The sequence below is a fragment of the Cupriavidus sp. IDO genome (genome assembly GCF_000812465.1).
Taxonomy (GTDB): domain Bacteria; phylum Pseudomonadota; class Gammaproteobacteria; order Burkholderiales; family Burkholderiaceae; genus Cupriavidus.
Map to the genome: position 1 here is coordinate 16,549 of NZ_JWMA01000165.1, position 22,958 is coordinate 39,506.

Below are 22,958 nucleotides of genomic sequence, written 5' to 3' on the forward strand. Positions count from 1 at the left end.
CAGGATTTCAGGACTTGCGGGGCACGCCGCCGAGCAGCGCGGCAACTGGCCGCTTGGGCTGCTGACGACCGCGTGACAGCGCCGCTGCCACCATTTCGTCGGCAGGCTGCGTGTTGGCGTTATTGTTGCTGGGCTCGTACGGACGCGAGAAGAACGGATCGTCCGACGGGCGGAAGGCGGTGCGGCTGCCACTGTGATCGTGGCGGCGCGGCGGACGCTCTTCGCCATCGCCGTTGCCGCGGGTGCGGCGCACATCGGTGCGCTGGCGACGACGGTCGGATTCCTCCTGGCGGGCACGCTCGCCGGTGGGATCGAACCCCTCCAGCTTGCCGCGCGGAATGCTGCGCTTGATCAGCTTCTCGATATCGCCCAGCAGGCGCTCGTCGTTGCCGGGCACGAAGATGGACAGCGCGTCGCCGCTGGCGCCGGCACGGCCGGTACGGCCGATGCGGTGCACGTAGTCTTCGGCGCTGTATGGCACGTCGAAGTTGATCACGCAGGGCATGTCGGGGATATCGAGTCCGCGCGCGGCCACGTCGGTGGCAACCAGCGCGTCGATGGTGCCGCTCTTGAAGCCGTCGAGCGTCTGCATGCGCTCGGTCTGGGTCTTGTCGCCATGGATGGCGGCGGCATTGATGCCTTCGCGCTCCAGGTGGCGCGCCAGGCGCGAGCAGCCGATCTTGCTGTTGACGAAGACGATGCACTGGCGCGACAGGCCCTGCTCCGCACGCTGCTTGAGCAGGTGCACAACCGCCGCCTGCTTGTGGCCGTCTTCGACCTGGTACACCATCTGGCGCACGTTCTCGTTGGTCGAGTTGCTGCGCGCCACTTCGATGGTCACCGGCTGCTTCAGGTAGCTGGCGGCCAGCCGCTTGATTTCCGGCGAGAAGGTCGCCGAGAACAGCAGCGTCTGGCGCTGGGCCGGCAGCAGGTTGATGATGCGCTGCAGGTCGGGCAGGAAGCCCATGTCGAGCATGCGGTCGGCCTCGTCCAGCACCAGCATCTGCACCTGCGACAGGTTCACCGACTTCTGCTGCACGTGGTCGAGCAGGCGGCCCGGCGTGGCAACAAGGATTTCCACGCCGCGGCGCAGCGCATCGGTCTGCGGATTCATGTCGACGCCGCCGAACACGACCGTGCTGCGAAGGTCGGTGTGCTGGGCGTAGCGGGCGACGTTGTCATAGACCTGGTCCGCCAGTTCCCGCGTGGGCGTCAGCATCAGCGCGCGCACCGGGTGCCGTGCCGGCGAGGCGCTGCCATTGGCCAGCGGCAGCAGGCGCTGGATGATCGGCAGCGCGAAGCCGGCGGTCTTGCCGGTACCGGTCTGGGCGGCGCCCATCACGTCCTTGCCCAGCAGCACGACGGGAATCGCCTGCGCCTGGATCGGCGTCGGCTTGGTGTAGCCCTGGTCGGACAAGGCGCGCAGGATGCGCGGGTCCAGGCCAAAGCTCTCAAACGTCTGCTCTGCGGGGGTCTGGTCGGGTAGGGTCGTAGTGGTCATGGTTTCGGTGTCTGGCGGGAGGCGAACCCGACACAAACGGACACGCGTCTCGAACTCATCTCGCCTCGAATCTCGTCTGGCACCGGGAGGATCCCGGCGCGGCAATGCCATTGACAGCATTTGCCCATGAGAATCAAAGACTTAGATTTTAGCACCTCTGGGCCGCCAATGAACAGTGCAGCACGTGCAGCCGGCGTGGCACAGGCCAAGTCTGGCGCACCTGCATTTCAACAGCGTGTCACATATCGCAGCCATGATGCGGGCAGCCGCCGGATCGCGCTGTGCAGCGCGGACCACGCAGGCCCACCCAGATAACGAACAGTATCGACCACCAACTCACAATCATGGATTTGGAGCTTTTCAGCCAGGCCTGCCAATGCTTCCTGCGGACTTCAAGCCTTTTCCTCGGCCTGGTCACAGGCGCGTCCGAGGGGACGGCACCGCCCCTGCCAGCCGCACAGGAGGACAGCCTGCAGCACTGGACCGGGCTGCCGGCGGCGGGCTGAACACCTGCCTGCACCGCGGCCGGCCCCGCGGTCGGTCCCACGGAATGCCGCGACGCAGCCCCCCTGCCACCCTTGCGCGACACCGCGGAGCGCATCGAACGCATCCTGCCGCCACACCGATCCTTCAGTATCCGCACCGCCAAGAGAAAAGCCCCGCAGGCCGGGGAAGGTCGCGGGGCTGAAGTGGTAGCGGAGCAATCATTCGATTCGCCCCGAGAATATCTTGTCGGATTTCGCAATGCCGGGCATCACCCAAATGCGGGGTGACGCAACAGCGCCCGGTGCAATCTAGCGGGTTCCGCAGAAACCAGCGCCACTTGTGCCGTTGAACGCGGGAAGTACGCCGATATAGCCAGTCAATCATCGCCTTTGCGCGCCATGTGCGGTATCCGGGTTTCCGCCGAGCGGGTTTTCGCCAGCTTCCGGCAAGCCCTGCATTGCGGTCTACTGGAACTGCATCGACCAGCAACCCCGATCGCCAGACGCGATGCGTCGCTGCAGTCGACTGCCTTGCGAATGTGGTTCCACTGACCGGAGACAGGCCATGGTGACAAAAAAAGACGAAGCTTTCGTGCTGAAGAATCTTCTTGCACTCGCAGCGGTAGAAACGCTGGGCGGAGCCATCGCGCTAGGCATGGTCTTCCACCTGCTCTGACGCCAGTCAGCTGGCGCCGGCGGTGCCCGCCATGCAGCGGGACATCGCTGGCGCCAACTACGCATCGACGATCACCTCGAAGCCCCCGAATATCATCCGCTGCCCATCGAAGGGCATCGGATCCATCCCTTCCTTGAGGCGCGGATCGGCCATCGCGGCCTTCATGCCTTCATCCCGCTTCTGGCGCGAGGGCCACAGGATCCACGAAAACACCACCGCCTCGTCCTCTTTGCGCTGGACCGCCATGGTGAAGGACGTGACCTTGCCTTCCGGCACATCGTCACCCCAGCACTCCACCACCTTCAGCGCACCATGCTCCTTGAACACCGCCGAGGCCTTCTGCGCGACCTCACGGTATCTCTCGCGATTGGCCTTGGGCACGGCCAGTACAAATCCATCGATGTAGGACATAGGACGAACTCCTTGCTAGTTGAGGCGCAGGTGACGGCGTCCTGGCAACTGCCGTGCGGTTCCTGCGTCTGACTACCATACTCCATCGCGAAAATCGCACCGGAAGCCCGCGAGCCACGACATTGCCAATGGCGGTGCCCACATCTGGCCTGGCGCCCGTTCCATACCTCGACAGCCGGACAGGACACATGGAAGCGTGAACTTTCCTATGCTAAGAGATGGAAAGAGAAAGGCAGCCTCGTGGACACCCTGCCAGGTGCCACCTCTTCGTCACTGGGACAAACCATGATCCAAAGCGAGCTGGCCAGTCCAGCCGAAGAATGAATTCACCCCAGGCTTTTGGGAGTTCCTCATGCTCACCTCGATCCTTGTAGCGCTAGTTGTCTTCGCCCTCTACGCGCTCGCGGTTCGCGCGATCTTCTATCACAAGTCGCTGATCTATCCGACTCATGAACATCCGTTCCAGTATTGGTGGAACCGGCTTTTGCATCACAAGGCGTAGCTTGATACGAACCGGCCGGAAAAAGAAAAAGGGACTGCAGGCATCAACCTGCAGTCCCTTTTTACATTGGTGGGCCTCCCGTGAGTCGAACACGGCACCAACGGATTATGAGTCCGCTGCTCTAACCAGGCATGAGCTAGAGGCCCATGGAAGCGTTTAGTTGCCTTCCAGGAAGCTCTTCAGCTTGTCCGAGCGGCTCGGGTGGCGCAGCTTGCGCAGTGCCTTGGCCTCGATCTGGCGGATCCGTTCACGCGTGACGTCGAACTGCTTGCCGACCTCTTCCAGCGTGTGGTCGGTGCTCATTTCGATGCCGAAACGCATGCGCAGCACCTTGGCTTCGCGCGGCGTGAGCGAGTCCAGCACGTCCTTGACGACGTCGCGCATGGAACCGTGCAGCGCCGCTTCGGCCGGGGCCAGCGTGTTGGTGTCCTCGATAAAGTCGCCCAGATGGGAGTCGTCGTCGTCACCGATCGGCGTTTCCATGGAGATCGGCTCTTTGGCGATCTTCATGATCTTGCGGATCTTGTCTTCCGGCATCTCCATCTTCTCGGCCAGGGTTGCCGGATCCGGTTCATTACCGGTTTCCTGCAGGATCTGGCGCGAGATGCGGTTCATCTTGTTGATCGTTTCGATCATGTGCACCGGGATACGGATGGTGCGCGCCTGGTCGGCGATCGAACGGGTGATGGCCTGGCGGATCCACCACGTGGCGTACGTGGAGAACTTGTAGCCGCGGCGGTATTCGAACTTGTCCACCGCCTTCATCAGGCCGATGTTGCCTTCCTGGATCAGGTCGAGGAACTGCAGGCCACGGTTGGTGTACTTCTTGGCGATCGAGATCACCAGGCGCAGGTTGGCCTCGGTCATCTCGCGCTTGGCTTCGCGGGCACGACGCTCGCCCTCGGCCATCTTGCGGTTGACGCCCTTCAGTTCCTTCAGCGGCAGCACCACGCGCGACTGCAGGTCGATCAGCTTCTGCTGCAGTTCATGCACGGCCGGCACGTTGCGCTCGACGATGGCGCTGTAGCCCTTGCCGTCGGCAACCACGGTGCCGATCCACTCAAGGTTGGTCTCGTTGCCCGGGAAGCGGGCGACGAATTCCGAGCGCGGCATGCCGCACTTGTCGACCACGATATTCAGGATCGAACGCTCGAGCTTGCGCACTTCGTCCACCTGGCCGCGCAGCGTGTCGCACAGGCGCTCGACATTGCGGGCGGTGAAGCGGATGCCCATCAGCTCGGCCTGGATGGCTTCCTGCGCCTTGACGTAGGGCTTGGAGTTGTAGCCTTCCTTCTCGAACGCGCGGCGCATCTTGTCGAACTGCTCGGCAATCACGCGGAATTTTTCCAGGGCGTTCTGCTTCAGCTCTTCCAGCTGGCGAGCGGAGGCACCGGCGCCGGCACCGCCTTCGTCGTCTTCGTCCTCGTCGGCCTCTTCCTCGTCGTCGGACTCGAGGTCTTCCTCTTCGGCTGCTGCGGCTGCAGCGGCCGGGGACACAGCCACTTCGTCGGCGTTCGGGTCGATCAGGCCATCGACGAATTCGTCGATCTTGATCTCGTCGTTGGCGACGCGCTCGGCATGGGCCAGGATCTCGGAGATGGTGACCGGGCAAGCCGAAATCGCCATCACCATGTCCTTGAGGCCGGCTTCGATGCGCTTGGCGATCTCGATTTCGCCTTCGCGCGTCAGCAGCTCGACCGTGCCCATTTCACGCATGTACATGCGGACCGGGTCGGTGGTGCGGCCGAACTCGGAGTCCACCGTGGACAGGGCGGCTTCGGCCTCTTCCTCGGCTTCCTCTTCGCTGGTGGCCGACGGTGCGTTGTCGTTCAGCAGCAGCGTCTCGGCATCGGGCGCCTGTTCGTAGACGGCGATGCCGATGTCGTTCAGCGTCGCGACCAGCGTGTCGATCGTTTCCGAATCGACCATGTCGTCCGGCAGGTGATCGTTGATTTCCGCGTAGGTCAGGTAGCCGCGCGACTTGCCCAGCTTGATCAGCGCCTTGAGCTTCTGGCGGCGCAGTTCAAGCTCTTCCTCGGTACCTTGCTGGGTCGAGGCGAATTCCTTGAGCAGGGCCTTTTCCTTGGCCTTGCGGTCCTTGGCTTTCTGCTTTTCGGTCTTGGGCGCCGCGGCCGGAGCCGCCGCGGGGATGTCGTTCTCGTAAAGCTCTTCAGTCACGTCGTCTGTGGTGCTGTCGTCGTGCTGCATCCCGGCCTTGGGCTTGCGGCCACGCTTTTTCGGCTCCGGCTTGATTGCCGGAGCGGCGGGGCGCTCGGATGCAACGGGTGCGGGAGTGTCGGCACGTGCCTTGGACGCGGGCGCGGCAGCGCCGGTCTTGGCGCCTCCGCTCTTTGCGCCGGCGGCGGCCGCTCGCTTGCTCTCGACTTCGGTATTCTGCTGTTTCGCCACGGTGATACTCTTGCCTTTCACTGGTGCAGACGCGGCAACCTTGCCGCTGGTACTGGCGCTCTTGCCGCTCTCGCGTGCCGAAGTCGAGGCCTTTGTCGTTTCGGATGTGCGACTCCTGGTGGGAGTGGTTCCGGCGGGCGCAGTAGCGCTACGCGCGGATTTTGATGGCGCAGACCGGGCTGGTGTCTTGACTGACGCGGTCGATGTCTTCGCCGCCGTTGTTTTCACAGACGCCTTGCCGCTCCCTGATTGGGGAGCTTTCGTGGAAACCGTTTCGGTTGCTTTGGCCTTTGCCATTGGCACGCTCACTTTCACCAGATCTGGGAAGAAAGATTTCGCAATCCAAACCGGCTATTGTAGCACGCCACAGATAGCCAGCTTCCTGTCAGGTGAGGTTTTCACCTGATAAATCAAGGCTTAAGCTCAGCAGTGCCGGCTCAGCCCCTCATTAACTGCTACTGCCACCTCCAAATGCACGGGCGCGCACGCCCTCGCCGCTTCAGCCCAATTGGCGACGGCGCTGGATCTCACCGACCAGCCAGCGCATGCGCTGCTTGCCGGCCTCGTCAGCGGTACCAGCGATCACATCGGCCTGCAGGCTGTCCAGTTCGCGGCGCAGCGGTTCGGCCAGCAGCTTGGTAATGGCCGCATCGAACTCCTGCGTGGCGGGTGCCTCTTCAATCTCTTCACGCAGCACGGCGCTCCGGGCCGCGGCGTACACCTCCACATAGGGCGACTGCGCCAGATGTTCGCTGAACGCCGCAAAATTGACTTCACCCTGCACTTCATCGCAGACGCCGATCAGGTGGGCCAGCACCTCGGTATCGCCACCCTCGCCCTCCAACAGAAGCATCCGGCTGTCCTCATCGAGCCTGCCCGCCAGCACCGGGTAGCACATCAGCAACTGCAGCACCCGCTGCTCCAGCCCGGTTGGCGCCTGGCGCTTGGTGCGCGGACGCGGCTGGGCAAAGCGGCCAACCCGGGCCGGATCGCTGCGCAAGCCGCAGATCGCTTCGATTTCCGCAGGTGTCGTACCGGTAACATCGGCAAGTTCGCGGATGATCTGTAGCCTCAGGCCGCCGGCAGGCATGGCCTGGAGCAGCGGCTTGGCCTCGTACTGGGCGCGCGCACGGCCCTCGGGCTGCCGCATGTCCAGGTCCTCCGTGACCGCCTGGAGCAGGAAGCGCGATAGCGGCATGGCATCGCGAACCTGCGCGGCGAAAGCCTCGGTCCCTTCCTCGCGCACATAGCTGTCCGGGTCATGCTCCGCGGGCAGGAACAGGAAGCGGATCGCCTTGTTGTCGGCCACATGCGGCAGGCACGCCTCCAGCGCGCGGCGCGCCGCACGGCGGCCGGCCGCATCGCCATCGAACGAAAACACCACGGCATCGGTCTGGCGCATCAGCTTCTGCACGTGCACGGTCGTGCACGCGGTGCCCAGCGTGGCCACCGCATTGGCAAACCCGAGCTGCGCCAGTGCCACGACGTCCATATACCCTTCGACCACCAGCACGTAGCCGGTTTCCCGAATGGCATGGCGTGCCTCGAACAGCCCGTACAGCTCGGTACCCTTGCTGAACAGAGGCGTTTCCGGCGAATTCAGGTACTTCGGCTCGCCCTGCCCCATCACGCGGCCGCCGAAGCCGATCACCGCACCCTTGGTATTGCGGATCGGGAACATGATCCGGTCGCGGAAGCGGTCATAGCGGCGCGGCTTGCCGTCGGCATCGCGCTTGTCGCTCTCGATCAGCAGCCCGGCCTCGACCAATGGGCCGGCGATGGCATCGTCGCGGTAGCTGCCGAACACCGATTCCAGGCCCTGCCAGTCGTCCGGCGCATAGCCCAGGCCAAAATGCGCGGCAATCTCGCCTGTCAGCCCCCGCCCCTTCAGGTACTGAATGGCCTGGGGCGCGCCCCGCAGCTGGCGGCGGTAGAAATCGGTGGCACGGGTCATGGCATCGGACAGGGCCAGTGAACGGGCCTGCTGTTCGGCGCGCTGGGCCGGTGGCAGCCGGTCGCGCTCTTCCGGCACCGACAACCCGACCGATTGCGCCAGTTCACGCACGGCATCCGGATAGGACTGCCCGGAATACTCCATCAGGAACCCGATGGCCGAGCCGTGGGCGCCGCAGCCAAAGCAGTGATAAAACTGCTTGGTTGGTGAGACCGTAAATGACGGGGATTTCTCGTTATGGAAAGGGCACAGCCCCATGAAATTGGCGCCGCCCTTCTTCAACTGCACATACTTGCCCACCACATCGACAATGTCGACACGGTTAAGCAGGTCCTGAATGAAGGATTGCGGAATCACCCGGCTGGCCGTCCTGAGGCATGGCCGTCCCGGCATCGGGCGGCCTATATTTTAAGAATGCGTGACCGGGGCTGCGCCCAGTTGCTATCGAATCATTGTAGTGCAGGCGCAGCAACACGCCCGCTTTGCCCGCATCGTCGCCCAACCCCATTCATCTGGCGCCGATATTCGCACTACGCTATTAAAACCGTATTTACTTACCTGTCAGCGCCGCCTTGACCAGGGCGGATACGGCCGTCATGTCGGCACGGCCGGCGAGCCTCGCCTTGAGCAGGCCCATGACCTTGCCCATCTCCTGTGGGCCGGTGGCACCACTGTCCGTCACAGCCTGCTGCACTTCGGCGGCCACTTCGGCATCCGACAGCGCGGCGGGCATATAGACCTTCAGCACTTCGACTTCGGCCAGTTCCTTGTCGGCCAGATCGTTGCGTCCGGCGGCCTGGAACTGCGAGATCGAGTCCTTGCGCTGCTTGATCAGCTTTTCCACCACGGCGAGCACGGCGGTGTCGTCCAGCTCGATTCGCTCATCGACTTCTCGCTGCTTGATGGCCGCCAGCAGCAGGCGAATGGTGCCGAGGCGCTCGGTTTCGCGGGCGCGCATGGCGGCTTTCATGTCTTCGCTGATACGGGCTTTGAGGGACATCGTAGTCTTCCTGAAACTGGGTGAAGGACGTGTCGGACGTGCCGCGAGCGCATCGCGACGAGAGGACAGCCCGAAACGCCCAAAACGCAAAAACCCGCCGGAGCTCCTGCCACAGCGGGTTGCGATGCTGATGCGAGAGGCGCGATCAGTAAAGCTTCTTCGGCAGCATCTGGCTGCGGATGCGCTTGTAGTGACGCTTCTCCGCCGCGGCTTTCTTGCGCTTGCGCTCGGCCGTCGGCTTCTCGTAAAACTCGCGCGCTCGCAATTCTGTAATCAGGCCGTTCTTTTCAATGGTGCGCTTGAACCGGCGCATGGCAACTTCAAAAGGCTCGTTTTCCTTGAGGCGGATCGTCGTCATTTGAGCAGAAAAAGAGGGAACTGCACGTTAGCGGTTTTACGAAGTTGGGAATTGTAGCACCAAGCTCCGAAAGTCGGCCGACGCTCACCAGGCGCCCCGGACGTCTCGTTTATGCCACGGCGTGCGCTTCGCGGGCCGCCTCGGCGGCGGCCTGTCCGGCGGCCACGGCAGAGGCCCAGGCCCATTGGAAGTTGTATCCGCCAAGCCAACCGGTCACATCGACGACCTCGCCGATGAAGTAGAGATTCTTCACATCGCGCGCCATCATCGTGGTCGACGACAATCCACGCGTATCGACGCCGCCTAGCGTCACTTCCGCCTTGCGATAGCCTTCCGTCCCGGACGGCACCAGGCGCCAGTCATTGAGCGTCGCGCCCAGGCGGCGCAAGGCCTTGTCGGAGATGTCGTGCAGCGGCAGCTTCCCGTCCACCCCGGACCCCGCGCACCAGGCCTCGGCCAGCCGCGCGGGGAGGCGCTGCGCCAGCAGGTTGTCCAGGTGCTTGCGGCTGCCGGCCTTTTGCTCAAGCAGCCACGCCGCCGCATCCTGGCCATCGAACAGGTCGATGGCGATGGGCGTGCCGGGACGCCAGAAACTGGAAATCTGCAGCACCGCCGGACCGGACAGGCCGCGATGGGTCCAGAGCAGGTCTTCGCGGAACCCGCCGGCCGCCTTGCCATTGCCGGTCGTGATATCGACTTCCAGCGATACGCCCGCCAGCGGCACGAACGGCTGCCAGGCCTGGCCGTCGAAAGTCAGCGGCACCAGCGCCGGGCGGGTTTCGATAATCCCCAGCCCGAATTGCCTGGCGATGCGGTAGCCAAAATCCGTCGCGCCGATCTTGGGGATAGAAAGCCCGCCGGTCGCCACCACCAGCGCTCCGGCGCGCACCGTCCCCTGGGAGGTCAGCAGCAGGAAGTCCTCGCCCTCCCGGCGCACCTCGGCCACGCTGCAACCGGTCTGCCAGTGCACGTGCCCGGTGTCGCATTCCGCCCGCAGCATGGCGATGACATCTTCCGCGCTGTCATTGCAGAACAACTGGCCGCGATGTTTCTCGTGCCAGTCGATCTCGTAGCGCCGCATCAGGCCGAGGAAATCCTGCGGCGTGTAGCGTGCGAGCGCGGAACGGCAAAAGTGCGGATTAGACGACAGATAGTTCGCCGGACCCGCCTGCAGATTGGTGAAATTGCAGCGTCCGCCACCCGAGATGCGGATCTTCTCGGCCAGGCGCGTGGCATGATCGATCAGCACCACGTGGGCGCCGCCCTGCCCGGCCACGGCGGCGCACATCATGCCGGCCGCGCCCGCGCCCAGCACGGCCACGTCGTACCGTCCCGCCGCCCGTGTTCCAGCCGAACCGCTCATTGCACCCCTCGTACTGCCATCGTCAATCCACCGCTCAGGAAAGCGCCGATTGTAACGAAAAGCAGGCCGGGCGCCGGTGTGCTACCCTGCTGCCCTTGCGCCGGGGCACTCCCCGCAGCCCGCGCCAACCTCCTGTAAATTACTGATTTGGCGGCTGTTTCCTGATGGAGACGGCTGCCATGTCGCTGCCAAATGCTTGTTCTCGGTATCGAATCTTCCTGCGACGAAACCGGGCTGGCCCTCTATGACACCGAGGCCGGCCTGCTGGCGCATGCGCTGCACTCGCAGGTCGCCATGCACCGCGACTACGGTGGCGTCGTCCCCGAACTGGCCTCGCGCGACCACATTCGCCGCGTGCTGCCATTGCTGCAGCAGGTGCTGGACGAAGCCGGCCGCGCGCGCGCCGATATCGATGCCATTGCCTTTACGCAAGGGCCGGGGCTAGCCGGCGCGCTGCTGGTTGGCGCCTCGGTCGCCAATGCACTGGGCTTTGCACTGAATGTGCCGATGGTGGGCGTGCACCACCTGGAAGGCCACCTGCTGTCGCCGCTGCTGACGCGCGAGCCGCCCCCCTTCCCCTTCATTGCATTGCTCGTGTCGGGCGGCCATACCCAGCTGATGGAAGTCAAGGGCATCGGCGACTATGCCCTGCTGGGCGAAACGCTCGACGATGCCGCCGGCGAAGCCTTCGACAAAACCGCCAAGCTGCTCGGCCTGGGCTATCCGGGTGGGCCGGAGGTATCGCGGCTGGCGGAATTCGGCGTTCCGGGCGCGTTCGAACTGCCGCGGCCGATGCTGCATTCGGGCAATCTCGATTTCTCGTTCGCCGGCCTGAAGACGGCGGTGCTGACGCAGACGCGCAAGCTCGCCAACACCTGCGAGCAGGACCGCGCCAACCTGGCACGCGCCTTCGTGGATGCCATCGTTGACGTGCTGGCAGCCAAGTCGATGGCCGCGCTCAAGCAAACCGGCCACAAGCGGCTGGTGGTGGCCGGCGGCGTGGGCGCCAACCGGCAGTTGCGCGAGCGGCTGGACCTGTTGGGCAAGCAGCGCAGGATCGAGGTCTACTACCCGGACCTGGCCTTCTGCACCGACAACGGCGCGATGATCGCCTTTGCCGGCGCGATGCGCCTGCAGGCCGCACCGGAACTGGCGCAGCACAGCTATGGCTATGGCGTGACACCGCGCTGGGATCTTTCGGATATCCGGCTGCCATCTGCAGCCTGACGTTTCTGCCCGCAAAAACGAAAAAGCCACCGTCAAGCGGTGGCTTTTTCGTTGGCGGCGCGCTGACGTCAGGCGATCCGCTTGTCGCGCTCGATCACGGCATACGCACTGTGGTTGTGGATCGACTCGAAGTTCTCCGCTTCGAGCACGTAGGCCACGATGCGGTCATCGGCATTCAGCCGCATGGCGATGTCGCGCACCAGGTCTTCCACGAACTTCGGGTTCTCGTAGGCGCGCTCGGTGACGAACTTCTCGTCCGGACGCTTGAGCAGGCCCCACAGCTCGCACGATGCCTCTTCCTCTGCCATGCGCACCAGCGCTTCCACCGGCAGCTCACTGGCCAGCTCCACGTTCATGGTGATGTGCGAACGCTGGTTGTGCGCACCGTACTGCGAGATTTTCTTCGAGCACGGGCACAGGCTGGTCACCGGCACCAGCGCCTTCAGGAACACGCGCGTCGCGCCGTTGCGCACTTCGCCCGTCAGCGTGACTTCGTAGTCCAGCAGCGACTGCACGCCCGATACCGGCGCGATCTTGCTGATGAAGTACGGGAACGTGACTTCGATACGGCCAGCCTCGGCTTCGAGCTTCTCCAGCATCTTGTCCAGCAGCAGGCGGAAGCTCGCCAGCTCCAGCGGCGCGCGCTCTTCTTCGAGCAGCGCGACGAAGCGCGACATATGCGTGCCCTTCTGGTCGGCCGGCAGGTGCACGTCGAGGCTGAAGGTGCCCACGGTCGGCACCACGCCGGTCGGGGTCTTCAGGGTGACGGGATAGCGCACGCCCTTGACACCGACGCGCTGGATGGGGATCTGGCGGGTGTCGAGGCTCGACTGGACGTCGGGCATCACGAAGGCGGGATTGATGTCATTCATCTACGGTTTCCTCCAGGGCTGCACCACGGGATGGCACAGGTCCTTACGGTCGCGGCATTTTCGCAGTCCATCCATGCCGCGCAACGAGTGTGAAACCACGGGACCCGGCAAACCTCATGCCGACCCGCAGCTGCGAACACAAAACGGGGGAGTTTAAGGGAATTCGGACCGGGCCGTCTGCCTCGGCCCGGAATCCCCTTGCGCGCCGCGGGTGATACGAGTCACCCGCCGGCGCCTCAGGCTACGCGCGTTGCCACTGCCACGGGCGCCTGGCCCAGGCCGAAACGTTCGCGCACCGAGCGCTCGATGCCCGCTGCATCCAGGCCGCATTGCTGCAGCAGGAACGCGGGATCGCCATGATCGACGAAGCGGTCGGGCAGGCCCAGCACCAGCACCGGGATATCAATGCCGGCTTCCGACAGCGCTTCGAGCACCGCGCTGCCGGCGCCGCCCATCACGCTGCCCTCTTCGACCGTGACGAGGTAGTCGTGACTGCCAGCCAGCTTCCTGACCAGTTCCACGTCGAGCGGCTTGACGAAGCGCATGTTGGCCACCGACGCGTCGAGCGCCTCTGCGGCGCCCAGCGCGGGATGCAGCATCGAACCGAACGCCAGGAACGCCACGCGCTGGCCGGCGCGAGCACCGCCCGTGCGGCGCATCTCGCCCTTTCCGACCGGCAGGCCGGTGAGCTCGGCGGCGATCGCCACGCCCGGGCCGGTGCCGCGCGGATAGCGCACGGAAGTCGGGCAATTCTGATGGAAGGCGGTGGTCAGCAACTGGCGGGTTTCGTTCTCGTCCGCCGGCGTCATCACCATCATGTTGGGGATGCAGCGCAGGTAGGCGATATCGTAGGCACCGGCATGGGTGGCGCCGTCCGCGCCGACCAGTCCGGCGCGGTCGAGCGCGAACACCACCGGGAGGTTCTGCAGCGCCACGTCGTGGATCAGCTGGTCGTAGCCACGCTGCAGGAAGGTCGAGTAGATCGCGACCACCGGCTTCAGCCCTTCGCAAGCCAGGCCGCCGGCAAACGTGACGGCGTGCTGTTCGGCGATGCCGACGTCGTAGTAGCGGTCCGGAAAACGCTTCTCGAACTCGACCATGCCCGAGCCTTCGCGCATGGCCGGCGTCACGCCGATCAGCCGCTTGTCGGCCGCGGCCATGTCGCACAGCCATTCGCCGAAGACCTGCGTATAGGTCTTGCGCGACGGCTTGGCCGCCGGGCGGATGCCCTCGGCCGGGTTGAACTTGCCGGGGCCGTGGTAGAGGATCGGATCGGCCTCGGCCAGCTTGTAGCCCTGGCCCTTCTTGGTCACCACGTGCAGGAACTGCGGACCGGCGCCTTCCAGGGCGCGCTGGCGGATGTTCTGCAGCGTCGGCACCAGCGAGTTCAGGTCATGGCCGTCGATCGGGCCGATGTAGTTGAAGCCGAATTCCTCGAACATCGTGGCCGGCACCATCATGCCCTTGGCATGTTCTTCGAAGCGCTTGGCAAACTCCAGCACCGGCGGCGCCACCGACAGCACCTTTTCGATGCCCTTCTTGGTGGCCGCATAGAACTGGCCGCTCATCAGGCGGGCCAGGTGACGGTTCAACGCGCCGACCGGCGGCGAGATCGACATGTCGTTGTCGTTCAGGATCACCACCAGCGGCAGGTCCTTGTAGACACCAGCGTTGTTCATCGCCTCGAAGGCCATGCCGGCGGTCATGGCACCGTCGCCGATCACGGCGATCGACACGCGCTTCTCGCCCAGCGTGCGCGCACCCAGCGCCATGCCCAGCGCGGCCGAGATCGAGGTCGACGAATGGGCGGTACCGAAGGTGTCGTACTCGCTCTCGCTGCGGCGCGGGAAGCCCGAGATGCCGCCCCACTGACGCAGGGTATTCATGCGGTCGCGGCGGCCGGTCAGGATCTTGTGCGGATAGCTCTGGTGGCCCACGTCCCAGACCACGCGATCCGAAGGAGTATTAAAGGCGTAGTGCAGCGCGATGGTCAGCTCGACCGTACCGAGGTTCGACGACAAGTGGCCGCCGGTTTGCGAAACTGACTCGAGCACATAGGCGCGCAGTTCCCCTGCCAGGGTCTGGAGTTCGCGCCGGTCAAGCTTGCGCAGGTCTGCGGGGGCGTCAATCTTGTTGAGGAGTGCGTAGGTCATGATGTCCGTTCGGCCGCCGGTTTCTTGCGCCCGGCTTTCAGTTCAGTGTGTGCGCAGCACGATCAGGTCCGCCAGTTCAGCCAGGCGGGTGGCACGGGCGCCGAAGCCGCCCAGTGCCTCGTGTGCCGTCGTGCGCAGGCCGGCTGCCAGCTCGCGTGCCGCGTCCAGCCCCATGAGCGAGACGTAGGTCGGCTTGTCGTGGGCGGCATCCTTGCCGGCCGTCTTGCCCAATGTGGCGGTATCGGCAGTGACGTCCAGAATATCGTCAACCACCTGGAACGCCAATCCCACCGCCGCCGCATAGCGATCCAGCGCAGCCAGGCCGCCGGCATCGATTTCACCACATAGTGCACCCATGCGGACGCTTGCGCGCAACAGGGCACCGGTTTTCATGCGATGCATGGCTTCCAGCGCGTCCCGCGACATGGCCTTGCCAACGTTCTGCAGGTCGATCGCCTGGCCGCCTGCCATGCCTACCGAGCCCGAGGCCAGCGCCAGCTCGGCCACCAGCTTCAGGCGGGCCTCGGCCGCGATCGCGCCGGCCTGGGCCAGCACGATGAAGGCCTGGGTCTGCAGCGCATCGCCCACCAGCAGCGCGGTCGCCTCGTCGTAGGCCTTGTGCACAGTAGGCCGCCCGCGCCGCAGGTCGTCGTCGTCCATGCAGGGCATGTCGTCATGCACCAGCGAGTAGGCGTGGATCATCTCCACCGCGCTGGCGGCCGCATCGCAGGCCGCTGGGTCCGCGCCGGCCACCTCGCCGGCTGCGTGGACCAGCAGCGGGCGCACCCGCTTGCCACCGCCGAGAACAGCATAACGCATGGCTTCGTGCAGAGTATGCGGCACAGTGTTGGAATTCGGCAACGCTGCTTCCAGGGCAGCCTCGGTCCGGGCGCCCTGCGCCTTCATCCAGCTTGCGAAATCGGTCATTCCTGATCCACCCCGTTCGAACCATTCTCGCCGGCCAGCGGCCTGAGCACGTCGCCTTCCAGTACCTTCACCTGCTGCTCGACCCGCTCCAGCTTCTGCTGGCAGTAGCGCACCAGCTCGGCGCCACGGCGGTAGGCGGCCAGCGACGCTTCCAGCGGCAGCTCGCCGCTTTCCATGCTCGCCACCAGGGTTTCCAGCTCGGCCATCGCGGCCTCGTAGGAGGCGGGGGGCGTGGAGGCGGCTGCGGTGTCGTCAGTCTGGACCGGGTCGGTCGTCGTTTTGGGCATGTCAGGCCTTGGAACAGGGGAACCCCGGATTTTACGCCAAAGCAGGCGCCCGGCCGCATCCTGCCACTAAGCGAAAGGGTCACTTGACGACGCGCGGCCCACAGAAGTGACTTGTGCGCTCGGGTCGTCATTCGGAATGCGCCCGGTACGGCACCCAGAAGACGACCCGGGTCGACTTTTTCGCTAAAAAGGCAAAAAAATCAGGCCCTTAACTTTTTGGGTCGGGTACAATCCCCGGTTCGTCAGCGCAATGCCCAAGGGGCGCCTGACAGTCTTTCCCAAATCGATTTATTTTTCGATGGTTGGGTTGTTCACTGCTTTCACCTGTTATCTGGGAGTGGGGATAATGTCCAATCTCAGCACCGCGCTCAAGCTGGCGCCGGCTGATACGCAACTGCCCGTTGACGTCTATTTCGACGAGGCGCTGCATCAACAAGAACTGGAACTGCTGTTCAAGAAGGGCCCGGGCTACATCGGCCACGAGCTGATGGTGCCGGAGGCAGGCGACTACCACACCCTGAAGGCGGAGGACGAGGGCCGGATCCTGGTGCGCAACGCGAGCGGCGTGGAACTCATGTCCAACGTCTGCCGCCACCGCCAGGCCATCATGCTGAACGGCCGCGGCAACGCGAAGAACATCGTCTGCCCCCTGCACCGCTGGACCTACGACCTGAAGGGCCAACTGCTCGGCGCGCCGCATTTCGACGAGCAACCCTGCCTGCACCTGAAGCGCTCGCCGCTCCAGAACTGGAACGGCCTGCTGTTCGATGGCGAGCGCGACGTACGCGCCGACCTCGCAAGGCTTGGCGTGGCCTCAGACCTGAACTTCGACGGCTACATGCTCGACCACGTCGAGGTCCACGAGTGCGAGTACAACTGGAAGACCTTCATTGAGGTCTACCTGGAGGACTACCACGTCGTGCCGTTCCACCCGGGCCTGGGCAGCTTCGTGTCCTGCGACGACCTGAAGTGGGAATTCGGCGAGTGGCACAGCGTCCAGACGGTCGGCCTGCACGCGGGCCTGAAGCGCCCCGGCAGCCAGACATACGAGAAGTGGCATGACGCCGTGCTGCGCTTCAACAACGGCGTGCTGCCCAAGCACGGCGCGATCTGGCTGACCTACTACCCCAATATCATGGTGGAGTGGTACCCGAACGTGCTGGTGATCTCGACACTGCACCCGGTGGGCCCGCGCAAGACACGCAATGTGGTGGAGTTCTACTACCCCGAGGAAATCGCGCTGTTCGAGCGCGAATTCGTCGAGGCCGAACGCGCCGCCTATATGGAAACCTGCATCGAGGACGACGAGATCGCCGAGCGCATGGACGCCGGCCGCCTGGCCCTGCTCAGGCGCGGCACCAGCGAAGTCGGCCCGTACCAGTCGCCGATGGAAGACGGGATGCAGCACTTTCACGAGTGGTATCGCCGCGCCATGGCCTATACGGGCTGAGGCTGCAGAGCGAGGCCGCGTGCGATTACCGCACACCACGGGAAGAAACGGACCGCGTGCGGTCCGTTTTGCGTTAATGTGACGCGCACGCAAAGTTACAATTGCTGTCCGGTGCCGGCCATATTGTCCATATTGCCTGCGCCTCCGTTCCGCGACGCAGGGCCGCGCCCTGATGAAGTCGTGCTCGCGCGCACTCTCTACCTCCCGGTTCCGCCCTCGCCATGCAATCGCTCTGGATGCTGTTCGCCGCCTTCTCGTTTTCGTTGATGGGGGTGGGCGTCAAGCTCGCATCCGAGTTCTACACCACGGGTGAAATCGTCTTCTACCGCAGCGTGATCGGCGTGGCCATCATGTGGGCCTTGCTGGCCCATGGCGGGGTCTCGGTGCGCACCCCCCACATGGTCACGCACATCAAGCGCAGCCTGTTCGGCGTGACGGCACTGCTGTTGTGGTTCACCTCGATCACGCTGTTGCCGCTGGCCACGGCGATGACGCTCAATTACATGTCGCCGGTCTGGATCGCGCTGATCCTCGGCGCCGGCGCCGCGCTGGCGGGCACCGCCGGGCCAGCGGACCGCAAGCTGATCGGCGCCATCCTGATGTCGTTTGCCGGCGTCCTGCTCCTGCTGCAACCTTCGGTGGGCAAGGACCAGCTGACCGGCGGCCTGATCGGGCTGATTTCCGGCATGTTCACTGCACTGGCCTATGTGGAAGTGCGCCAGCTGGGCCAGCTCGGCGAACCGGAAGGCCGCATCGTGTTCTACTTCTCGGCGGTCGGGATGGTCGTTGGCCTGGCCTGGATGCTCTACTCGGGCCCGAGCCCCCACACCTGGCATGGCGCCGGCCTGCTGGTTGCGATCGGCATCCTGGCAACGCTCGGGCAGACCTCCATGACGCGGGCCTACAAGCGCGGCAATACGCTGCTGACGGCAAACCTGCAGTACGCCGGCATCGTGTTCTCCAGCATCTGGGGCATGCTGATCTGGTCGGACAAGCTCAACTGGATTTCGTGGCTTGGCATGGCGCTGATCATCGCCAGCGGCATCGCCACCACGCTGACCCGCGCACGCGAGACCTCGCACCACAAGCCGACCGCCGACACGCCGGTCAAGTCGCCGGAGGCGGAGGTGCATCCCGAGGTGTAGCATTGGGAACCCACCTCTCACTGGCAGACATCAACAGGATTCACATGTCGACACCGCTGATCTCCGTCACCGAATTGCAGGCGCTGCGCAACGATCCCTTGCGCAGCAGCGTCGTCATCGACTGCAGCTTCGACCTTGCCGACCCCGCGGCGGGCCGCGAGGCGTATCGCCAGGGCCACCTGCCCGGCGCCTTCTACCTCCATCTCGACAACGAGCTGTCGGGCCCCAGGAACGGCCAGAACGGCCGCCACCCGCTGCCGGATCCGGATACGTTCGCAGCACGCCTGCGCGCGCTTGGCGTGAACCGCGACACGCTGGTGGTCGCCTATGACGCACAGGGCAGCATGTACGCCGCGCGCCTGTGGTGGCTGCTGCGCTGGATCGGCCATGAGGCCGTGACGGTGCTGGATGGCGGCAAGAACGCCTGGGTGAAAGCCGGCCTGCCGGTTGCAGCCGACCCGACGCCGGAACCGGAAATGCCGGGCAATATCGAGCGCGGCACGCCGCTGGTGCAGACCGTCGACGCCGGCGTGGTGCTGGAAAATCTGGCAAAGCCCGTGCTGCTGGTGGTGGATGCGCGCGCACCGGACCGCTTCCGCGGTGAAAACGAAACGCTGGACCCGGTCGGCGGCCATATCCCCGGCGCGGCCAACCGCTTCTTCAAGGACAACCTGACGCCGGACGGCTACTTCAGGCCGGCGGCCGAGCTGCGCGCCGACTTCGCCCGCGTCATCGGGCAGACCGTGCCCGCGCAGACCGTGATGCAGTGCGGCTCCGGCGTGACCGCCTGCCACAACCTGCTGGCACTGGAAGTGGCGGGCCTGAGCGGCTCGGCGCTCTATCCGGGATCGTGGAGCGAATGGTGCGCCGACCCGGCGCGGCCGGTCGCGACCGGCGCAGGCTGACGCAAGGGACGGTCAGTCCGACGATGCCACCGGAGCGGCGTGGCCGTGGCCGACATGGCCATGCCGCTCGTGCACGCCATTGGTAATGAAGACAATGGCCGAAATCCCGGCGGCCACCAGCACCACCTGGATGGCCGATTCGCGCCAGCGCGGCTTGCGCTGCATCTGCGGCATCAGGTCGCTCACGGCGATATAGAGGAAGCTGCTGGAAGCAATCACCAGCACGTACGGAATCCACCCGCTCATCTGGTCGAGCAGGAAATACCCCACCAGGCCGCCGACAATGGCAGCCACGCTCGACAGCAGGTTGAAGGCAAAGGCGCGCGCCTTGGAGAAACCGGCGTTGAGCAGCACGATGAAATCTCCCACTTCCTGCGGGATCTCGTGCGCGGCAATCGCCAGCGCGGTGACGATGCCGATATGCGGATCGGCCAGGAACGCCGCGGCGATCACAATGCCGTCGGCAAAATTGTGGAAGGTGTCGCCCACCAGGATGGTCAGGCCGCTGCGCCCCGCTTCCTCGCGGTCATGCCCATGGTGGTGATGGTGCCCGTCGCCCTCGTGATGATGCGAGTGGCGCAGCAGGGAGATCTTTTCCAGCAGGAAGAATCCCAGCAGCCCGGCTAGCAGCGTGCCGAACAGCGCACGGGGATCCGCGCCGGATTCGAAGGCCTCTGGCAGCGAGTGCAGCAAGGCGGTGGCCAGCAGCACCCCCACCGAAAAGCTCACCATGCGCTCGACCACGCGGGACGCCACCGTCAGCGACAACAGAGCCGCCCCGAAAATGCTGCCCACGCCGGAAATGGTGGCGGCGAGCAGGATATACAAAAGCGTCGAATGGATGATGGGCTCCCGGGGGGCTGGCGCGGCCGGAGGCCGCTCGCCGTTCCGCCCGGGACGGCCCGGGCGGCAAACGCAACAATGTTGCAACTACTCGAAGGCCGCATTGTACGTATTCCAGCAAGAACTTTGCAATCCTTCCCCGCTGGCCAGGCTGCCGGGTGCCGCTCAGGCCACGCCGTGCTGGCGGAGCCAGTCGATGCACTTCTGCCAGCCGTCCCTGGCGTCCGCTTCGCGGTAGCTGGGACGATAGTCGGCATGGAAGGCGTGGCCGGCGTCCGGGTAGACGACGAACCTGGAGGCCTTGGCCTCCGGATCGGACGATGCCGCAAGCGCGGCCTTCATCTTCTCCACCTGCTCCTGCGTAATCCCCGTGTCCTTGCCGCCATACAGGCCCAGTACCGGGGCGTGCAACTGGCCAACCAGGTCGATCGGGTTCTTCGGCTTGAGCGGCGTTGGCTCGCCCACCAGTTGCCCGTACCATGCCACCGCCGCCCTGACCCGCAAGTTGTGCGCGGCATAGAGCCAGGTCATCCGGCCACCCCAGCAGAAGCCGGTGATGGCCAGCCGGGACAAGTCGCCGCCATTGGCACCGGCCCAGCTTGTCGTGGCATCCAGGTCACCCATGACCTGCTCGTCCGGCACCCTGGAAATCACCCTGGCCTGCAGTTCCTGGATGGTGCCAAAGCTCTGCGGATCGCCCTGCCGCGCAAACAGCTCCGGCGCGATGGCCAGGTAGCCGAGCTTGGCAAAACGCCGGCAGACATCGGCAATATGCTCGTGCACACCGAAAATCTCGCTGACCACCAGCACCACCGGCAGGTTTTTCTTAGCTTCGGGCTGGGCGCGATAGGCGGGCATATTGAACCCGCCGGAAGGAATGGTCACTTCGCCGGCGGTCAGGCCCGCAAAATCGGTCTTGATGGCCTGCGCCATCACCGGCAGCGCGGCCGCGGCAAAGGCCGAGCCCAGCGCGGTCTTGACGAATCCGCGGCGATCGAACGTCTGGCCGGGTACGAGGCTCTCCACTTCGGGTTTCAGCATGCGTGTCTCCAGGATCGGTGGCTGGCGGGTGGCGCCAGCCGCCGATTCTAAGCAAACATGCCGCATCGCGCACGCAGCCCGTTCGCGATGCGGAGACTCCTCAGTGCAGCTTCACGCGCGGGCTGGTCTTGCTGCGCAGCCAGTGGGTCACCGTATCCAGGCCCATGCCGATGGCACCGTGCAGCGCGAGCACATGCATGCGGTAGAGCGAGGTGTACATGAATCGCGCCATCAGCCCCTCGATGAACATTGAGCCGCCGATCAGGCCGCCCATCAGGCTGCCGACCGCGCTGAAATGCCCGAGCGACACCAGCGAGCCGAAATCCTTGAAGGCAAATTTCGGCAGCGGCTTGCCTTCGAGACGGGCCCGCAACGCGTTGTACAGGAACGTGGCCTGCTGGTGCGCGGCCTGCGCGCGCGGTGGCACCGCGGTCTGCTTCTCCGGCCACAGGCAGCTGGCGCAGTCGCCAAAGGCGAAGATGTCCGGATCCCCCTCGCTCTGCAGCGTGGGCCCGACCACGATCTGGCCTTGACGGCTGACCGGCAGGCCGAGCGTAGCGAGCACCGGCGGCGCGGTGATGCCTGCCGCCCACACCGTCAGGTCGGCGTCGATGCGCTTGCCGCTGGCGGTCAGCACCGCTTCCGGCGTGACTTCGGTCACGCGCTCGCCAGTAAAGACGTCGACATCGAGCTTGCGCAGCAGCTTGGTGGTCTCGGCGGAAACCCGCTCCGACAACGCCGGCAGGATGCGCGGCCCGGCCTCGATCACATGGATGCGCACATCGCGGCGCGGATCGAGCTGGTGCAGGCCGTAGGCATTGAGCACATGCGCGGTATTGCGAAGCTCCGCGGACAGCTCAACGCCGGTGGCACCTGCGCCGATGATCGCCACGTCCACGCGCGGCCGGCCGTCTTCGCCGACGCGGCCCTTGCCGTTCTGGGCGCGCACGCAGGCGGCAATAAGCCGGCGTCGGAAGCGTTCGGCCTGGTCGACGGTATCGAGGGCAATGGCATTCTCGGCAGCGCCGGGCACGCCAAAGAAATGCGTGACGCAGCCGATCGCAAGCACCAGCGTGTCGTACGGGAGCTCGCGCGCCGGCAGCAATTCCGTGCCGTCCTGGTCGAGGCAGGCCGTGACCGAAATCGTCTTGCGCGTGCGGTCGATGCCGGTCAACTCGCCCTGCTGGAACTCGAAATGATGCCAGCGCGCCTGCGCCACGTATTCGAGCTGATGGGTGTTGGGATCCATGCTGCCGGCGGCAACTTCATGCAGCAGCGGCTTCCAGATATGGGTGGGCATGCGGTCCACCAGTACAACCTGTGCGGCGCCATTCCGGCCGAGCTTGTCGCCCAGCCTCGTCACCAGTTCCAGTCCGCCTGCCCCTCCTCCTACGACAATGATGCGATGCGCCCTTCCCTCTTTGGTGGTCATGGTCTACCCGATTTTTC

The 22,958-nt window shown here is 64.9% G+C and carries 20 protein-coding genes and 1 tRNA gene; 6 read left to right on the forward strand and 15 right to left on the reverse strand.

Features of this window, described 5'->3' with window-relative positions:
* Window positions 1-7: 7 nt before the first annotated feature.
* On the reverse strand, window positions 8-1,501 hold the full coding sequence (locus tag RM96_RS30500; RefSeq protein ID WP_039015470.1) for a DEAD/DEAH box helicase: 1,494 nt from the start codon (window positions 1,499-1,501) through the stop codon (window positions 8-10).
* A 1,218-nt stretch (window positions 1,502-2,719) separates the two neighbouring features.
* On the reverse strand, window positions 2,720-3,073 hold the full coding sequence (locus tag RM96_RS30505; RefSeq protein WP_039015471.1) for a DUF1428 domain-containing protein: 354 nt from the start codon (window positions 3,071-3,073) through the stop codon (window positions 2,720-2,722).
* Window positions 3,074-3,425: 352 nt separating this feature from the next.
* Between RM96_RS30505 and RM96_RS39575 the strand changes: the two genes are divergently transcribed.
* Window positions 3,426-3,575, forward strand: a complete 150-nt coding sequence (locus RM96_RS39575) for a hypothetical protein (protein WP_193752555.1) — start codon at window positions 3,426-3,428, stop codon at window positions 3,573-3,575.
* 67 nt (window positions 3,576-3,642) lie between these two features.
* On the opposite strand, the gene RM96_RS30510 is transcribed toward RM96_RS39575, so the two are convergent.
* Both RM96_RS30510 and rpoD read right to left on the reverse strand, forming a co-directional pair.
* Window positions 3,643-3,721: transfer RNA gene (locus tag RM96_RS30510), tRNA-Ile, on the reverse strand.
* 10 nt (window positions 3,722-3,731) lie between these two features.
* A complete protein-coding gene (gene rpoD / locus RM96_RS30515) occupies window positions 3,732-5,783 on the reverse strand; it encodes an RNA polymerase sigma factor RpoD (protein WP_443112289.1) in 2,052 nt (683 codons plus the stop codon).
* A 211-nt stretch (window positions 5,784-5,994) separates the two neighbouring features.
* Here rpoD and RM96_RS39580 point away from each other — a divergent pair, with 211 nt between their 5' ends.
* Window positions 5,995-6,390 (forward strand): hypothetical protein, encoded by a 396-nt coding sequence (locus RM96_RS39580; RefSeq protein WP_238587476.1) that lies wholly within the window; start codon window positions 5,995-5,997, stop codon window positions 6,388-6,390.
* Between the two features lie 93 nt (window positions 6,391-6,483).
* Here RM96_RS39580 and dnaG read toward each other — a convergent pair whose 3' ends face one another.
* From dnaG to RM96_RS30540, 4 genes are all read right to left on the reverse strand, one after another.
* The gene (gene dnaG / locus RM96_RS30525) at window positions 6,484-8,295 is read right to left on the reverse strand and encodes a DNA primase (RefSeq protein WP_039015474.1); all 1,812 of its coding nucleotides are present in this window, start codon (window positions 8,293-8,295) and stop codon (window positions 6,484-6,486) included.
* Window positions 8,296-8,488: 193 nt separating this feature from the next.
* Window positions 8,489-8,938 (reverse strand): GatB/YqeY domain-containing protein, encoded by a 450-nt coding sequence (locus tag RM96_RS30530; RefSeq protein WP_039015475.1) that lies wholly within the window; start codon window positions 8,936-8,938, stop codon window positions 8,489-8,491.
* A 145-nt stretch (window positions 8,939-9,083) separates the two neighbouring features.
* The gene (gene rpsU / locus RM96_RS30535) at window positions 9,084-9,296 is read right to left on the reverse strand and encodes a 30S ribosomal protein S21 (RefSeq protein ID WP_039015476.1); all 213 of its coding nucleotides are present in this window, start codon (window positions 9,294-9,296) and stop codon (window positions 9,084-9,086) included.
* Between the two features lie 109 nt (window positions 9,297-9,405).
* Window positions 9,406-10,659 (reverse strand): NAD(P)/FAD-dependent oxidoreductase, encoded by a 1,254-nt coding sequence (locus RM96_RS30540; RefSeq protein WP_039015477.1) that lies wholly within the window; start codon window positions 10,657-10,659, stop codon window positions 9,406-9,408.
* Window positions 10,660-10,851: 192 nt separating this feature from the next.
* Here RM96_RS30540 and tsaD point away from each other — a divergent pair, with 192 nt between their 5' ends.
* Entirely contained in the window at window positions 10,852-11,886 is a 1,035-nt protein-coding gene (gene tsaD / locus RM96_RS30545; protein ID WP_039015478.1) for a tRNA (adenosine(37)-N6)-threonylcarbamoyltransferase complex transferase subunit TsaD, read from the forward strand.
* Between the two features lie 68 nt (window positions 11,887-11,954).
* Here the strand turns inward: tsaD and folE2 are convergent, their stop codons facing one another.
* The 4 genes from folE2 to RM96_RS30565 all read right to left on the reverse strand — a co-directional run bounded on the left by folE2 (window position 11,955) and on the right by RM96_RS30565 (window position 16,125).
* Window positions 11,955-12,758 (reverse strand): GTP cyclohydrolase FolE2, encoded by an 804-nt coding sequence (gene folE2 / locus RM96_RS30550; protein ID WP_039015479.1) that lies wholly within the window; start codon window positions 12,756-12,758, stop codon window positions 11,955-11,957.
* Between the two features lie 236 nt (window positions 12,759-12,994).
* Window positions 12,995-14,911, reverse strand: a complete 1,917-nt coding sequence (gene dxs, locus RM96_RS30555) for a 1-deoxy-D-xylulose-5-phosphate synthase (protein ID WP_039015480.1) — start codon at window positions 14,909-14,911, stop codon at window positions 12,995-12,997.
* A 42-nt stretch (window positions 14,912-14,953) separates the two neighbouring features.
* A complete protein-coding gene (locus tag RM96_RS30560; protein WP_039015481.1) occupies window positions 14,954-15,838 on the reverse strand; it encodes a polyprenyl synthetase family protein in 885 nt (294 codons plus the stop codon).
* Window positions 15,835-16,125, reverse strand: a complete 291-nt coding sequence (locus RM96_RS30565) for an exodeoxyribonuclease VII small subunit (RefSeq protein WP_039015482.1) — start codon at window positions 16,123-16,125, stop codon at window positions 15,835-15,837. Before RM96_RS30565 ends, RM96_RS30560 begins: the two co-directional genes overlap by 4 nt.
* A gap of 346 nt (window positions 16,126-16,471) precedes the next feature.
* On the opposite strand from RM96_RS30565, the gene RM96_RS30570 reads away from it, so the two are divergent.
* The 3 genes from RM96_RS30570 to RM96_RS30580 all read left to right on the forward strand — a co-directional run bounded on the left by RM96_RS30570 (window position 16,472) and on the right by RM96_RS30580 (window position 19,625).
* The gene (locus RM96_RS30570; RefSeq protein WP_039015483.1) at window positions 16,472-17,575 is read left to right on the forward strand and encodes an aromatic ring-hydroxylating oxygenase subunit alpha; all 1,104 of its coding nucleotides are present in this window, start codon (window positions 16,472-16,474) and stop codon (window positions 17,573-17,575) included.
* A gap of 221 nt (window positions 17,576-17,796) precedes the next feature.
* A complete protein-coding gene (locus RM96_RS30575) occupies window positions 17,797-18,720 on the forward strand; it encodes a DMT family transporter (protein WP_039015484.1) in 924 nt (307 codons plus the stop codon).
* Between the two features lie 44 nt (window positions 18,721-18,764).
* Window positions 18,765-19,625 (forward strand): sulfurtransferase, encoded by an 861-nt coding sequence (locus RM96_RS30580; protein ID WP_039015485.1) that lies wholly within the window; start codon window positions 18,765-18,767, stop codon window positions 19,623-19,625.
* A 12-nt stretch (window positions 19,626-19,637) separates the two neighbouring features.
* Here RM96_RS30580 and RM96_RS30585 read toward each other — a convergent pair whose 3' ends face one another.
* From RM96_RS30585 to RM96_RS30595, 3 genes are all read right to left on the reverse strand, one after another.
* Window positions 19,638-20,453, reverse strand: coding sequence for a ZIP family metal transporter (locus RM96_RS30585; protein ID WP_238587477.1), 816 nt, complete (start codon window positions 20,451-20,453; stop codon window positions 19,638-19,640).
* Window positions 20,454-20,633: 180 nt separating this feature from the next.
* Window positions 20,634-21,509: a dienelactone hydrolase family protein gene (locus tag RM96_RS30590; RefSeq protein ID WP_039015486.1), complete on the reverse strand. Its 876-nt coding sequence runs from the start codon at window positions 21,507-21,509 to the stop codon at window positions 20,634-20,636.
* A gap of 100 nt (window positions 21,510-21,609) precedes the next feature.
* Window positions 21,610-22,941 carry an NAD(P)/FAD-dependent oxidoreductase gene (locus RM96_RS30595; RefSeq protein ID WP_039015487.1) on the reverse strand — a complete coding sequence of 444 codons (1,332 nt, stop codon included), beginning with the start codon at window positions 22,939-22,941 and terminating at the stop codon, window positions 21,610-21,612.
* Window positions 22,942-22,958 lie beyond the last annotated feature (17 nt).